At 54.1% G+C, this 14,241-nt stretch carries 10 protein-coding genes; 5 read left to right on the forward strand and 5 right to left on the reverse strand.

Features of this window, described 5'->3' with window-relative positions:
- Window positions 1-4: 4 nt before the first annotated feature.
- The 3 genes from G0034_RS03760 to G0034_RS03770 all read right to left on the reverse strand — a co-directional run bounded on the left by G0034_RS03760 (window position 5) and on the right by G0034_RS03770 (window position 3,209).
- Window positions 5-1,402, reverse strand: a complete 1,398-nt coding sequence (locus G0034_RS03760) for a glycoside-pentoside-hexuronide (GPH):cation symporter (RefSeq protein WP_014882563.1) — start codon at window positions 1,400-1,402, stop codon at window positions 5-7.
- 163 nt (window positions 1,403-1,565) lie between these two features.
- The gene (gene aroP / locus G0034_RS03765; protein ID WP_047625524.1) at window positions 1,566-2,936 is read right to left on the reverse strand and encodes an aromatic amino acid transporter AroP; all 1,371 of its coding nucleotides are present in this window, start codon (window positions 2,934-2,936) and stop codon (window positions 1,566-1,568) included.
- 45 nt (window positions 2,937-2,981) lie between these two features.
- Window positions 2,982-3,209, reverse strand: a complete 228-nt coding sequence (locus G0034_RS03770) for a hypothetical protein (RefSeq protein ID WP_078309342.1) — start codon at window positions 3,207-3,209, stop codon at window positions 2,982-2,984.
- A 263-nt stretch (window positions 3,210-3,472) separates the two neighbouring features.
- Between G0034_RS03770 and pdhR the strand changes: the two genes are divergently transcribed.
- The 5 genes from pdhR to traT all read left to right on the forward strand — a co-directional run bounded on the left by pdhR (window position 3,473) and on the right by traT (window position 11,460).
- Window positions 3,473-4,237: a pyruvate dehydrogenase complex transcriptional repressor PdhR gene (gene pdhR / locus G0034_RS03775; protein ID WP_014882565.1), complete on the forward strand. Its 765-nt coding sequence runs from the start codon at window positions 3,473-3,475 to the stop codon at window positions 4,235-4,237.
- A 123-nt stretch (window positions 4,238-4,360) separates the two neighbouring features.
- Window positions 4,361-7,024, forward strand: a complete 2,664-nt coding sequence (gene aceE, locus G0034_RS03780; protein ID WP_014882566.1) for a pyruvate dehydrogenase (acetyl-transferring), homodimeric type — start codon at window positions 4,361-4,363, stop codon at window positions 7,022-7,024.
- A gap of 14 nt (window positions 7,025-7,038) precedes the next feature.
- Window positions 7,039-8,934, forward strand: coding sequence for a pyruvate dehydrogenase complex dihydrolipoyllysine-residue acetyltransferase (gene aceF / locus G0034_RS03785; RefSeq protein ID WP_014882567.1), 1,896 nt, complete (start codon window positions 7,039-7,041; stop codon window positions 8,932-8,934).
- 175 nt (window positions 8,935-9,109) lie between these two features.
- Window positions 9,110-10,534, forward strand: coding sequence for a dihydrolipoyl dehydrogenase (lpdA, locus tag G0034_RS03790; protein ID WP_023332094.1), 1,425 nt, complete (start codon window positions 9,110-9,112; stop codon window positions 10,532-10,534).
- 194 nt (window positions 10,535-10,728) lie between these two features.
- On the forward strand, window positions 10,729-11,460 hold the full coding sequence (gene traT / locus G0034_RS03795) for a conjugal transfer complement resistance protein TraT (RefSeq protein WP_047026716.1): 732 nt from the start codon (window positions 10,729-10,731) through the stop codon (window positions 11,458-11,460).
- A 63-nt stretch (window positions 11,461-11,523) separates the two neighbouring features.
- On the opposite strand, the gene G0034_RS03800 is transcribed toward traT, so the two are convergent.
- A complete protein-coding gene (locus G0034_RS03800; RefSeq protein ID WP_045269077.1) occupies window positions 11,524-12,315 on the reverse strand; it encodes a DUF2950 family protein in 792 nt (263 codons plus the stop codon).
- Between the two features lie 10 nt (window positions 12,316-12,325).
- Window positions 12,326-13,879, reverse strand: a complete 1,554-nt coding sequence (locus G0034_RS03805; protein WP_045269076.1) for a DUF3300 domain-containing protein — start codon at window positions 13,877-13,879, stop codon at window positions 12,326-12,328.
- Between the last annotated feature and the right edge of the window lie 362 nt (window positions 13,880-14,241).

Below are 14,241 nucleotides of genomic sequence, written 5' to 3' on the forward strand. Positions count from 1 at the left end.
TTCCTTATTTTGTCTCTGCGGCTTTGAGTTCCTGATAAGCGTTCAGCTCGCGGTAGTTGGCGCGGCGCTTTTCCAGATCGGACTGGATCATCTTCATGGTTTCGCGGTCCACTTTCAGCAGGCGTACAACGCCCGCGGTAATTAAGTATCCAACGCCAGGAATAACGGTAAACAGCAGTACGATACCGTTAATGGCCTCCGCGCTTTGCGCTTTTGCGCCTGCGTCGTAACCGTACCAGGAGAGCAGAAAACCGACCATTGCCCCGGCAATCGCCAGACCCAGCTTCAGGAAGAAAATGTTGCCGGAGAAGCTGATCCCGGTGATGCGTTTCCCGGTTTTCCACTCGCCGTAGTCATCCACGTCAGCCATCAGCGACCAGTGCAGCGGAGACGGGATCTGGTGCAGGATGTTCAGCAGAACGTAGAGCACCACGATGGTGACGGTGGCTTTCGGGTCGAAGAAATAGAAGGCGCAGGAAAATATCGCCAGCACGATATTGGTCCAGAAGAAGACCTTCAGTTTACACCAGCGGTCGGTCAGCACTTTTGCCAGCACGCTGCCAAGCATCATGCCGATAACACCCAGGCTGATAAACACGGTGGCGAAGTGGGTGCTCTGGCCCATCACCCAGGTGACGTAATACATGGTAGCCGCCATGCGGATAAAGCCCGGACAGACGTTGCAGAGCGTCAGGAGCAGAATGCGCACCCACTGGTCGTTTTTCCACACGTCTTTCAGGTCGTTTTTCAGCTCGTCGTGGGTCTGCACCGCCGGGCGCACGCGCTCGCGCACGGTGGCGAAGCAGAACAGGAACATGCAGGTGCCAATCAGCGCCAGTACGGTCATTGCCATCTGGTAGCCTTTGGCTTTGTTATCCCCGCCAAACCAGTCGGCCATCGGCAGCAGCGTCAATGACAGCAGCAACGTGGCGATGCCGACCAGCACGAAGCGGTAGGACTGGCAGGCCACACGCTCTTTCGGATCGTTGGTGATCACCCCTCCTAACGAGCAGTAAGGGATGTTGATGGCCGTATAGGTTAATGAGAGCAGGAAGTAGGTGACAAACGCATAGATAACTTTGCTGTTATAGCTCCACTCCGGTGTGGTGAACATCAGAATACTGAACAGCGCGTAGGGGAAGGCAATCCACAGCAGCCATGGACGAAAACGGCCATATTTACTGCGGGTGCGGTCGGCAATTGCCCCCATGATAGGGTCGGTGACGGCGTCAATCACACGGACCGACAGCAGTAAGACCCCCACCAGCGCAGGCGCGAGGCCAAATATGTCGGTATAAAAATAGTTAACAAACAGCATGATGGCGCCAAAGATGATGTTGCAACCTGCATCGCCCATCCCATAGCCGATCTTTTCTTTTACTGACAGTTTAGCGTTATCCATAGACTGCTCTCCGGGTTTCGGTATGGAGAGAATTATTTGCTGGCAAACGAATATATGCGTTGCAGTATCAGGGCGGTGATATGGATAAAAACGCTGTAGGGATGAAAGTGTGAGGGAGGTAACAACGCGCGGTACCCGCAAAAGCAGGTACCGCGGAGGAGGCTTAGTGGGCCTTCATGGCCTTGCGGCTTTTCTGGCTGAAGAGATAGCCAACGCCCAGCACGGCAATCCAGACCGGGATCAGGTAGACGGAGATTGCCATACCCGGCGTGATCAGCATGATCACCAGCACGGCCGCCATAAACAGCAGGCAGATCCAGTTACCCAGCGGATAGAGCAGGGCAGGGAAGCGCGTCGTCACGCCCTGCTGCTGTTTCGCGCGGCGGAACTTGATGTGCGCCAGGCTGATCATCGCCCAGTTGATGACCAGTGCAGAGACCACCAGCGCCATTAGCAGGCCAAATGCGGATTCCGGCGCCATGTAGTTAATCAGTACGCACAGCGCCGTCACGATGGCTGAAACAATGATGGTGTTGACCGGCACGCCGCGTTTATCAACGTTGAGCAGCATCTTCGGCGCATTGCCCTGCTGGGCCAGGCCGAACAGCATACGGCTGTTGCAGTATACGCAGCTGTTGTACACGGAAAGCGCCGCGGTCAGCACCACGACATTGAGCGCGTTCGCCACGACGGTATCACCCAGTTCGTGGAAAATCAGCACGAACGGACTGGTGTCGGCAGTGACGCGCGTCCATGGCAGCAGGGAGAGCAGGACCGCCAGCGAGCCCACATAGAAGATCAGAATTCGGTAGATAACCTGATTCGTCGCTTTCGGGATGCTCTGCTCAGGGTTGTCGGCTTCTGCGGCGGTGATACCCACCAGTTCCAGACCGCCGAAAGAGAACATAATGATGGCCATCATCATCACCAGACCGGTCATGCCGTGAGGCAGGAAGCCGCCCTGTTCCCAGAGGTTACGCACGGTTGCCTGTGGGCCACCGTTGCCGCTGAACAGCAGCCAGCCGCCAAAGATAATCATCGCCACGACGGCGATCACTTTGATGATGGCAAACCAGAACTCCATCTCACCGAACACTTTTACGTTGGTGAGGTTAATGGCGTTGATAATGACGAAGAAGGCTGCAGCGGAAGCCCAGGTTGGGATGTCGGGATACCAGAACTGAATATACTTCCCGACGGCAGTCAGCTCGGCCATGGCAACCAGAACGTACAGTACCCAGTAGTTCCAGCCGGAGGCGAAACCGGCAAAGCTGCCCCAGTACTTATAGGCAAAGTGGCTAAAGGAGCCAGCGACCGGCTCCTCGACAACCATTTCACCTAACTGGCGCATGATCAGAAAAGCAATGAAACCCGCAATCGCGTAACCCAAAATAATGCCCGGACCGGCAGACTGGATAACGGATGCGCTGCCCAGAAACAGGCCGGTACCAATAGCACCGCCCAGTGCGATGAGCTGAATATGGCGGTTTTTTAGCCCGCGCTTTAGCTGATCGCCGTGCTGTTGAGCTTCCATTTGAAACCTCGTGTGTGGTTGTTATGTCACGCTGTGCGTGTGTAATTATGAAAATCCATATTCTGTATTTATTTCTTTACGGTTAAACGAACCGAAAAAAGCGGAGATGACTTCCGTAAGCGCCAGAATAGTGGTAAGTGCCTGTGAATGCACCTGCTTTATGAAGGGCTGATGACGAGTTGAATAAAAAGAAAGCATTTGTAAATCACTCCGCTCTCGCTTCTTACCCCAACCTATAGAATAGAAATGCGCCTTAAGTGGGCGAATTTTCATAATTTGCCTTGTTGAATCGCTTCAGATTGCAAAAACCCTCGTTTCATTATGGTTAAAACTCCCACTTTGGGAGTAATCAACTCATTTGTGCAAAGTTACATTTCTGAAACGTTATTTCTGTAAGGTTGTTAAAATGTGCAGGGTTTACTGATTTCAATCAAAACCAATATGGACAGAAGGTGAATACTTTGTTACTTTAGCGATACGAAATATAAATTGGTAAGACCAATTGACTCCGGGCAAAAAGGCGTAAGACAGGGAATATGGCCTACAGCAAAATTCGCCAACCAAAACTATCTGATGTGATTGAGCAGCAGCTGGAGTTTTTAATCCTCGAAGGGACTCTGCGCCCGGGTGAGAAACTTCCGCCAGAACGCGAACTGGCAAAACAGTTCGACGTTTCACGTCCCTCTCTGCGTGAGGCGATTCAACGCCTCGAAGCAAAGGGCTTGCTGCTTCGTCGCCAGGGCGGCGGAACCTTTGTGCAAAACAGCCTGTGGCAGAGCTTCAGCGATCCGCTGGTAGAACTTCTCTCTGACCACCCAGAATCCCAGTTTGACCTGCTTGAGACCCGTCACGCGCTGGAAGGTATTGCGGCCTATTACGCCGCCCTTCGCAGCACTGATGAAGATCGCGTGCGTATCCGCGAGCTGCATCAGGCCATTGAACGGGCACAGCAGTCCGGCGATTTAGACGCCGAGTCCAGCGCCGTCGTCCAGTATCAAATCGCCGTCACCGAAGCGGCACACAATGTGGTGCTCCTCCATCTGCTACGCTGCATGGAGCCGATGCTGGCCCAGAACGTTCGTCAGAATTTTGAATTGTTGTATGCCCGTCGGGAGATGCTCCCACTGGTAAGCAACCATCGCACCCGAATATTCGAGGCGATAATGGCCGGGGAACCGGAGCAGGCGCGCGAAGCGTCGCACCGTCACCTGGCTTTCATTGAGGAAATCTTGCTGGACCGCAGCCGTGAACAATCGCGTCGCGAACGTTCATTACGCCGCATACAGCAACGAAAGGATTAAGCGCCAGGTACTTTTAGAGCGCGGCAACTAAACGCAGAACCTGTCTTATTGTGTTCTTGCCGAAGAGCACAATGGGACAGGTTCCAGACAAATCAACGTATTAGATAGATAAGGAATACCCCCATGTCAGAACGTCTCCAAAATGACGTGGATCCGATCGAAACTCGCGACTGGCTACAGGCGATCGAATCGGTCATCCGTGAAGAAGGTGTTGAGCGCGCTCAGTATCTGATTGATCAGCTGCTTTCTGAAGCCCGCAAAGGCGGCGTGAAGGTTGCTTCAGGTGCAGGGGCTAGCAACTACGTAAACACGATTGCCGTTGAAGACGAACCGGAATACCCGGGCAATCTGGATCTGGAACGTCGTATCCGTTCAGCTATCCGCTGGAACGCCATCATGACTGTTCTGCGCGCGTCCAAGAAAGATCTGGAGCTGGGTGGCCACATGGCGTCCTTCCAGTCTTCTGCGACCGTTTACGAAGTGTGCTTTAACCACTTCTTCCGTGCAGCGAACGAGAAAGACGGCGGCGATCTGGTGTACTTCCAGGGCCACATCTCTCCGGGCATCTATGCACGTGCATTCCTGGAAGGTCGTCTGACTGAAGAGCAGATGAACAACTTCCGTCAGGAAGTTCACGGTAAAGGTCTGTCTTCTTACCCGCACCCTAAACTGATGCCTGAATTCTGGCAGTTCCCGACTGTATCCATGGGTCTGGGTCCAATCGGTGCGATCTATCAGGCTAAATTCCTGAAATATCTGGAACACCGTGGTCTGAAAGACACCTCTGAGCAGACCGTTTACGCCTTCCTGGGCGACGGCGAAATGGATGAACCAGAATCTAAAGGTGCGATCACCATCGCAACCCGTGAGAAGCTGGACAACCTGTGCTTCATCATCAACTGTAACCTGCAGCGTCTGGATGGTCCGGTAACCGGTAACGGCAAGATCATCAACGAACTGGAAGGCATCTTCGCGGGTGCTGGCTGGAACGTAATCAAAGTCATGTGGGGTTCCCGTTGGGACGAACTGCTGCGTAAAGACACCAGCGGTAAACTGATCCAACTGATGAACGAAACCGTTGACGGTGACTACCAGACCTTCAAATCCAAAGACGGTGCCTACGTGCGTGAGCACTTCTTCGGTAAATATCCTGAAACCGCCGCACTGGTTGCAGACTGGACTGATGAGCAGATCTGGGCGCTGAACCGTGGTGGTCACGATCCGAAGAAAATCTACGCGGCACTGAAAAAAGCGCGTGAGACCAAAGGTAAAGCGACTGTTATCCTGGCCCATACCATCAAAGGTTACGGCATGGGTGATACCGCAGAAGGTAAAAACATCGCTCACCAGGTTAAGAAAATGAACATGGACGGCGTGCGTTATATCCGCGACCGTTTCAACGTTCCAGTGACCGATGAGCAGGTAGAAAACCTGTCTTACATCACCTTCCCGGAAGGTTCTGAAGAGCACAAGTACCTGCACGAACGTCGTCAGGCGCTGAAAGGCTACCTGCCAGCTCGTCAGCCTAACTTCACCGAGAAGCTGGAACTGCCAGCGCTGGAAGACTTCTCTCAGCTGCTCGAAGAACAGAACAAAGAGATCTCTACCACTATCGCTTTCGTTCGTGCCCTGAACGTGATGCTGAAGAACAAGTCGATCAAAGATCGTCTGGTGCCAATCATCGCCGACGAAGCGCGTACTTTCGGTATGGAAGGTCTGTTCCGTCAGATCGGTATCTACAGCCCGAACGGCCAGCAGTACACCCCGCAGGACCGTGAGCAGGTTGCTTACTATAAAGAAGACGAGAAAGGTCAGATCCTGCAGGAAGGTATCAACGAGCTGGGCGCAGGCGCATCCTGGCTGGCTGCTGCGACCTCTTACAGCACCAACAACCTGCCGATGATCCCGTTCTACATTTACTACTCCATGTTCGGGTTCCAGCGTATCGGTGACCTGTGCTGGCAGGCAGGCGACCAGCAGGCTCGCGGCTTCCTGATCGGTGGTACTTCTGGTCGTACGACCCTGAACGGTGAAGGTCTGCAGCACGAAGATGGTCACAGCCACATTCAGTCTCTGACTATCCCTAACTGTATCTCTTACGACCCGTCTTACGCGTACGAAGTGGCAGTCATCATGCATGACGGTCTGCAGCGCATGTACGGTGAAGCGCAAGAGAACATTTACTACTACATCACCACCCTGAACGAAAACTACCACATGCCGGCAATGCCAGCAGGTGCCGAGGAAGGTATCCGTAAAGGTATCTACAAACTCGAAACTGTTGAAGGTAGCAAAGGTAAAGTTCAGCTGCTGGGCTCCGGCTCTATCCTGCGTCACGTGCGTGAAGCCGCACAGATCCTGGCGAAGGACTACGGTGTCGGTTCCGACGTGTACAGCGTGACCTCCTTCACTGAACTGGCTCGTGATGGCCAGGATTGTGAGCGCTGGAACATGCTGCACCCAATGGAAACTCCACGCGTTCCGTACATCGCTCAGGTGATGAACGACGCGCCAGCGGTGGCGTCTACTGACTATATGAAACTGTTCGCTGAGCAGGTTCGTACTTACGTTCCAGCTGATGATTATCGCGTACTGGGTACTGACGGCTTCGGTCGTTCAGACAGCCGCGAAAACCTGCGTCACCACTTCGAAGTTGATGCTTCTTACGTGGTTGTAGCAGCACTGGGCGAACTGGCTAAACGTGGCGAAATCGATAAGAAAGTGGTTGCGGACGCAATTACCAAATTCAACATCGATGCAGATAAAGTTAACCCGCGTCTGGCGTAAGAGGTAAAAGAATAATGGCTATCGAAATCAATGTACCGGACATCGGGGCTGATGAAGTTGAAATCACCGAGATCCTGGTCAAAGTGGGCGACAAAGTTGAAGCTGAACAGTCGCTGATCACCGTAGAAGGCGATAAAGCCTCTATGGAAGTCCCGTCTCCTCAGGCTGGCATCGTTAAAGAGATTAAAGTCTCTGTTGGCGATAAAACCGAGACCGGCAAACTGATCATGATTTTCGATTCCGCCGACGGTGCAGCAGCTGCTGCACCTGCGCAGGAAGAGAAGAAAGAAGCCGCTCCGGCTGCTGCTCCAGCAGCTGCCGCCGCAGCAAAAGAAGTGAACGTGCCTGACATCGGCGGTGACGAAGTTGAAGTCACCGAAATCCTGGTGAAAGTGGGCGACACCGTTGCGGCTGAGCAATCACTGATCACCGTAGAAGGTGACAAAGCCTCTATGGAAGTCCCTGCGCCGTTCGCGGGTACCGTTAAAGAGATCAAGATCAACACCGGTGACAAAGTGTCTACCGGCTCTCTGATCATGGTCTTCGAAGTGGCGGGTGCTGCACCTGCTTCCGCGCCTGCTCAGGCTGCTGCTCCGGCTCCGGCCGCTGCACCGGCTGCTGCTGGCGGCGCAAAAGACGTTAACGTACCGGACATCGGCGGTGACGAAGTTGAAGTGACGGAAGTGATGGTGAAAGTGGGCGACAAAGTTGCCGCTGAACAGTCACTGATCACCGTTGAAGGCGATAAAGCTTCCATGGAAGTTCCTGCGCCGTTCGCGGGTACCGTTAAAGAGATCAAAATCAGCACTGGCGACAAAGTGTCTACCGGCTCTCTGATCATGGTCTTCGAAGTGGAAGGCGCTGCGCCTGCCGCCGCTCCGGCTGCCGCTGCTGCTCCAGCACCGGCTGCTGCACCGGCTCAGGCTGCTAAACCTGCTGCTGCCCCTGCTGCGAAAGCTGAAAAATCTGAATTCGCTGAAAACGACGCGTATGTCCACGCCACCCCGCTGATTCGTCGCCTGGCGCGCGAGTTCGGTGTGAACCTGGCGAAAGTGAAAGGGACTGGCCGTAAGGGTCGTATCCTGCGCGAAGACGTTCAGACCTACGTGAAAGACGCGGTGAAACGTGCCGAAGCTGCACCTGCTGCAGCCGCTGGCGGCGGTATCCCGGGCATGCTGCCATGGCCGAAAGTGGACTTCAGCAAGTTCGGCGAAATCGAAGAAGTGGAACTGGGCCGTATCCAGAAAATCTCTGGTGCTAACCTGAGCCGTAACTGGGTGATGATCCCGCACGTTACGCACTTCGACAAAACCGATATCACCGATCTGGAAGCGTTCCGTAAACAGCAGAACGCCGAAGCTGAGAAGCGTAAACTGGACGTGAAATTCACCCCAGTGGTCTTCATCATGAAAGCCGTTGCCGCTGCACTTGAGCAGATGCCACGCTTCAACAGCTCCCTGTCTGAAGACGGCCAGAAGCTGACGCTGAAGAAATACATCAACATCGGTGTTGCGGTTGATACGCCAAATGGTCTGGTTGTTCCGGTCTTCAAGGACGTGAACAAGAAGAGCATCACTGAGCTGTCCCGTGAACTGACCACCATCTCCAAAAAAGCGCGTGATGGTAAGCTGACTGCCGGCGAAATGCAGGGCGGCTGCTTCACTATCTCCAGCATCGGTGGCCTGGGCACTACCCACTTCGCGCCGATTGTGAACGCGCCGGAAGTGGCTATCCTCGGTGTGTCCAAGTCCGCGATGGAGCCGGTGTGGAATGGTAAAGAGTTTGTGCCGCGTCTGATGATGCCAATCTCTCTGTCCTTCGACCACCGCGTGATCGACGGTGCTGATGGTGCGCGTTTCATCACCATCATCAACAACATGCTGAGCGACATTCGCCGCCTGGTGATGTAATCGAAAAGCCGGCCAGTCGGCCGGCTTTTTTCTGGTAATCTCATGCTGTTTTTGAGGTTACTGGCGTAAGCAAAAATTCATGAGCCGTTTGTTGTTTCAAAATTGTTAACAATTTTGTAAAATGCGGGCGGATAGAACGACCCGGTGGACGACGGGTATAAATTAAGAGGTCATGATGAGCACAGAAATCAAAACTCAGGTCGTAGTACTTGGGGCAGGCCCGGCAGGTTATTCCGCAGCATTCCGCGCCGCGGATTTAGGTCTGGAAACCGTCATCGTAGAACGTTACAGCACCCTCGGTGGTGTTTGTCTGAACGTCGGCTGTATCCCTTCTAAAGCGCTGCTGCACGTCGCGAAAGTGATCGAAGAAGCCAAAGCGCTGGCTGAACACGGTATCGTCTTCGGCGAGCCGAAAACCGATATCGACAAAATTCGTACCTGGAAAGAGAAAGTTATCACTCAGCTGACCGGCGGTCTGGCGGGTATGGCCAAAGGCCGTAAAGTGAAAGTGGTAAACGGTCTGGGTAAATTCACCGGTGCGAACACCCTGGAAGTGGAAGGCGAAAACGGCAAAACCGTGATCAACTTCGACAACGCGATCATCGCGGCAGGTTCTCGCCCAATCGAACTGCCATTCATTCCACATGAAGATCCGCGCGTGTGGGATTCCACCGATGCACTGGAGCTGAAAACTGTTCCTAAGCGCCTGCTGGTTATGGGCGGCGGTATCATCGGTCTGGAAATGGGTACCGTGTACCATGCGCTGGGTTCAGACATTGACGTGGTTGAAATGTTCGACCAGGTTATCCCGGCTGCAGACAAAGACATCGTTAAAGTCTTCACCAAACGTATCAGCAAGAAATTCAACCTGATGCTGGAAACCAAAGTAACTGCCGTTGAAGCCAAAGAAGACGGTATTTACGTTTCCATGGAAGGCAAAAAAGCCCCATCCGAACCACAGCGTTACGACGCCGTGCTGGTGGCTATCGGCCGTGTGCCGAACGGTAAAAACCTCGACGCGGGCAAAGCTGGCGTGGAAGTGGACGACCGTGGCTTTATCCGCGTTGACAAACAGCTGCGCACTAACGTGCCGCACATCTTTGCTATCGGCGATATCGTCGGTCAGCCAATGCTGGCGCACAAAGGTGTTCACGAAGGTCACGTTGCCGCTGAAGTTATCGCCGGCATGAAACACTACTTCGATCCGAAAGTGATCCCATCTATCGCGTACACCGAGCCAGAAGTGGCATGGGTGGGTCTGACTGAGAAAGAAGCGAAAGAGAAAGGTATCAGCTACGAAACCGCCACCTTCCCGTGGGCTGCTTCTGGCCGTGCTATCGCTTCCGACTGCGCAGACGGTATGACCAAACTGATCTTCGACAAAGAGACTCACCGCGTGATCGGTGGTGCGATTGTCGGGACCAACGGCGGCGAGCTGCTGGGTGAAATCGGTCTGGCGATCGAAATGGGTTGTGACGCGGAAGACATCGCGCTGACCATCCACGCTCACCCGACTCTGCACGAGTCCGTGGGCCTGGCGGCAGAAGTGTTTGAAGGTAGCATCACCGACCTGCCAAACGCGAAAGCGAAGAAGAAATAAGTTTCTTTTGATTGCTAAACGCCTCTCCGGAGGCGTTTTTTTTGCCCTGAAACTACCCAAATTGGTAGTCATCTCGTTGATATTTCCGCTAAAAATTCCTCTTCATCTGCCGATACTTTTTTCACCGTTGTGTGGCTACTGGCTGCGCTGTTCAGGGGTTCTGGACTTTTAATTACACGAAAAAAGGAAAACGCATGTCTTTTAAGAAAGTTGTGGGAATTGGCTTACTGGCGTCAGTCATGACGCTGACCGGATGTGGCGCGATGACGACAGCCGTGAAAAAACGCAACCTGGAAGTGAAAACCCAGATGAGTGAGACCATCTGGCTTGAGCCTTCCAGTGAAAAAACGGTCTACATCCAGGTTAAAAACACCTCCGATAAAGACATGAGCAACCTCCAGACGCTGCTGGCAAACGATCTGAGCGCTAAAGGGTATAAGGTAACGTCCTCACCTGACAGCGCATACTACTGGGTGCAGGCTAACGTCCTTAAAGCAGACAAAATGGACCTGCGCGAGTCTCAGGGCTACCTGAAAACCGGCTATGAAGGCGCCGCCGTGGGGGCCGCTCTGGGTGCCGGTATTACCGCCTACAACAGCAACTCCTCTGGCGCCGCGCTGGGCGTGGGTCTGGCTGCTGGGCTAATTGGCATGGCGGCAGATGCGATGGTAGAAGATGTGAACTACACCATGGTTACCGACCTGCAGATCTCTGAGCGTAGCAAAGCGAAAGTCACCACCGATAACATTGCGGCGCTGCGTCAGGGTACGTCCGGCGTGAAGCTTCAAACCAGCAGCGAGCAGGGCGATCGCGCGAAGTATCAGACCCGTGTGGTATCGAATGCTAACAAGGTCAATTTGAAATTCGAAGAAGCGAAACCAGTTCTGGAAGCGCAGTTGGCGAAATCAGTGGCAAATATTCTGTAAGTAAAATAGCCGGGTGGCGGCTTCGCCTTACCCGGCCTACAAAACGTGGTCCGTTGACATTACTCAGGGTTCGACGGGCTGCCAGGTTTTATCCGGGTTATACGCGGTCATCGCCCGGGCTTTCTGCTCAGAATCGCGACCGAGATCGGACTGGTAAACCTTGTCGTTCTGGTTTATCACGAAGCTCATCACGCCGGTTTGACCATAGCTGACCGGCCAGGCCACCATCGCGAAACCGTTATTATCCGGCAGGATGCGGAAGCGATAGCCGTGGTATCCCGCCCCAGGCTCTTTCGGACTGAACGCCGGACCAAGTGGGCTTGGCGTTTCGCCTGGCGAGACGGGCCAGTACAAACCATCCTTTTTCCCGTCCGCGCTGACAATTTTCTGCGCGTATTTCTGGTTCAGCGCAAAATAGTTCTGCTGGGCATCCACATAGGCATGTAAGGCTTCAATGGCGGCAAGCTCGTTACGCCCAATCTCGCGGGTCAGGATCTCCTCGGCCCCTTCTTTCATGTCAAATTGCCAGCCGGAAGCGGTTTTAACCACCGGGATGGGAAGCTGCCAGCCGCTGTCTCCGACAGCAAGATGTGCTGTGTTACCCTCGACAACCGTGTTGTGCCGGACTTTCCAGTCGCGCAGGAAGCGAGCAACGGCATCAGGATCTACCCCTTCAGGCGGCAGAAAGTCGCGCCAGTTTTCGCCGAGCAGATTGCTCATCGCACTTTCGTTTTGCTCGCTGATGGCGCTGGCCAGCGCATCTGTTGCCTGTTCTGGCGTGCTGAAAGATTGCTGCGCCATCGCGGCCGCCGACATCATGAACACCACCATTCCACAGAGAAGTTTATTTTTCATGTTTGCTCCCTTAACGATGACGGAATTCACGGTGTTCAACACGTCCGGCAGATGCCTGACGCGGCGGCTGATGACGGGCAGCCAGTTGTCTGCTTTGAGAACCACGCTGCTGCTGGGCTTGCCAGTTGGCGGAGCGACTGTCGTTACCGCTCAGCGCATTCGCCCGGGGCTGACTGGTTCGCTGCTGTAGCGCGTGTTGCTGCGCAGGTTGTGAGATTCGTTTCTCCTGTCGCTGCGTTGCGGTCTGGCGGTTTTCGCGCTGCTGTGTGGTTGTCCGCTTCGCCGTCTGAGGTTTGGTGTCATAGCCACGGTAGTTACTGCGCTGAGAAATCTGCTTCAGCTGTTCGCTTGAGGCCTGCCGCTGTGCATCTTTAATCCCCGGGTGCGCTGTCTGTGGGAAGGTTTTGCCTGTCGATTTCTCCATCTGGCTGAGGGCGGCCTGACGCTGGCTATCGCGGCTAACCGGTTTTTGCTGTGTTGCGCTGAGCCCCGTAGCCGTGTTGGTGGAGTGGAAGCGCTTGTTGAGCTGGTTTGTCGGGTAGGGCACACCTTCCCGATAGGCCGGGTTGTGCTGCCAGGTGCGGCTGGCGTCCGTCAGACGCTGACCACTGATTTTATTAAAGTTCTGAACGTTAATATTGATGTTGTTATCACCGTTGCGATTATAGCCGCCGTGATCCCAGTCATCGTCATGATGGTGATGATCCCAGTCATCATCGTCATCCCAGTCGATATTGCTGAAAATGGCGTAGGTTGTCGCCACGCCCAGGCTAAAGCCTAAGCCTTTCACCAGGCTGTCGGTAAATTGCTCGCCAGGCGAGGGCGGGAGATAGGTTGGCGGATACGCGGTGTTTGGCCAGGTACCGTAAACCGTATTGGGGTTATAGGTAGGGACATAAACAACCTGCGGATCGGCAGATTCAATTTTGATTACCGTTGGGGCGGGCGCGGAAGTCGTGGCTGTCGTTGTCTCAGTGGTGCTGGTTTTCGCTGCCGCCGGTTTTGTCACGGTGGTGACCGTCTGCTGAGGCGTGGATTGTAAAGCGCCGGTCTTCTGCGCCAGCGCGCGCAGGCGCTGAACGGAATCCATCACGTCCTTCGGCTGCGCGAGAAACGCATCGCCGAGGTTTTGTACCCACGGCGGATTTCCGCCCATCAGCGACATTAACTGAGGAAATGCCACCAGCGATTTCACGCTGGGATCCCACGGCTGGCTCGCCACCGCCTGAATCGCGGCATCGCCCTGCATGTTGGGGTTATCTTTTGACCACTGCGCGGCCTGGATAACGTTGGCCGGATAGGTCGATGCCATTAAAATTTGAGACAGCAGCGCGTCCGGGTAGAGCGCAATCGGGGCGACCCACTGATCGATTTGCGCGGCCGTGTAAGCTGGTGCGACAACGGGGGCGGGTTGGGCCGCAGGTGTTGCCACCTGTTGTTGGGCGACAGGCGCGGGAGCGACAGGCTCTGATGCACGGCTTTTGACAAACATCACGCCAGAGGCGGCAAACAGCCCGGTACTGCACAGAAGGACGAGCAGATGTGGCTTAAAGGGCAACTTCATATAGTGACTCCAACGAGACAAGCGCTGTGCCGTGAGGTGTTACGGTTGGCGTGAGTATTATTCACCCGTCTTTTACGGTTTTGACTTTTCTTGGGAAGCGTCGAATTTGTCCGGACAAAGAGTGTGAATATTTATTACGCAATTATATGTGATGCGGAAAAAACCGCCGGGGATTTAGAAACCCTTTCCTGTGATCGACCGGGAGTAACAGGAGGGGGGCGCTTTATTTCGTCTCGTTTCCCCGCTACACCATGCTTAACGATTCAGCAAATATTTTAATGTTGCTTTTTTGTAAACAGATTAACACTGTGCAGAAATCCTGCTATGCTGCCCGACGCGGTATCGGGCATTTACCCTACAAA

It is taken from the genome of Enterobacter sp. T2, from assembly GCF_010692925.1.
Taxonomy (GTDB): domain Bacteria; phylum Pseudomonadota; class Gammaproteobacteria; order Enterobacterales; family Enterobacteriaceae; genus Enterobacter; species Enterobacter kobei.

Coding starts and splice junctions, on each gene's coding strand:
- G0034_RS03760 (WP_014882563.1), bottom strand. CDS start 1,402: ATGGATAACGCTAAACTGTCAGTAAAAGAAAAGATCGGCTATGGGATG.
- aroP (WP_047625524.1), bottom strand. CDS start 2,936: ATGGAAGCTCAACAGCACGGCGATCAGCTAAAGCGCGGGCTAAAAAAC.
- G0034_RS03770 (WP_078309342.1), bottom strand. CDS start 3,209: ATGAAAATTCGCCCACTTAAGGCGCATTTCTATTCTATAGGTTGGGGT.
- pdhR (WP_014882565.1), top strand. CDS start 3,473: ATGGCCTACAGCAAAATTCGCCAACCAAAACTATCTGATGTGATTGAG.
- aceE (WP_014882566.1), top strand. CDS start 4,361: ATGTCAGAACGTCTCCAAAATGACGTGGATCCGATCGAAACTCGCGAC.
- aceF (WP_014882567.1), top strand. CDS start 7,039: ATGGCTATCGAAATCAATGTACCGGACATCGGGGCTGATGAAGTTGAA.
- lpdA (WP_023332094.1), top strand. CDS start 9,110: ATGAGCACAGAAATCAAAACTCAGGTCGTAGTACTTGGGGCAGGCCCG.
- traT (WP_047026716.1), top strand. CDS start 10,729: ATGTCTTTTAAGAAAGTTGTGGGAATTGGCTTACTGGCGTCAGTCATG.
- G0034_RS03800 (WP_045269077.1), bottom strand. CDS start 12,315: ATGAAAAATAAACTTCTCTGTGGAATGGTGGTGTTCATGATGTCGGCG.
- G0034_RS03805 (WP_045269076.1), bottom strand. CDS start 13,879: ATGAAGTTGCCCTTTAAGCCACATCTGCTCGTCCTTCTGTGCAGTACC.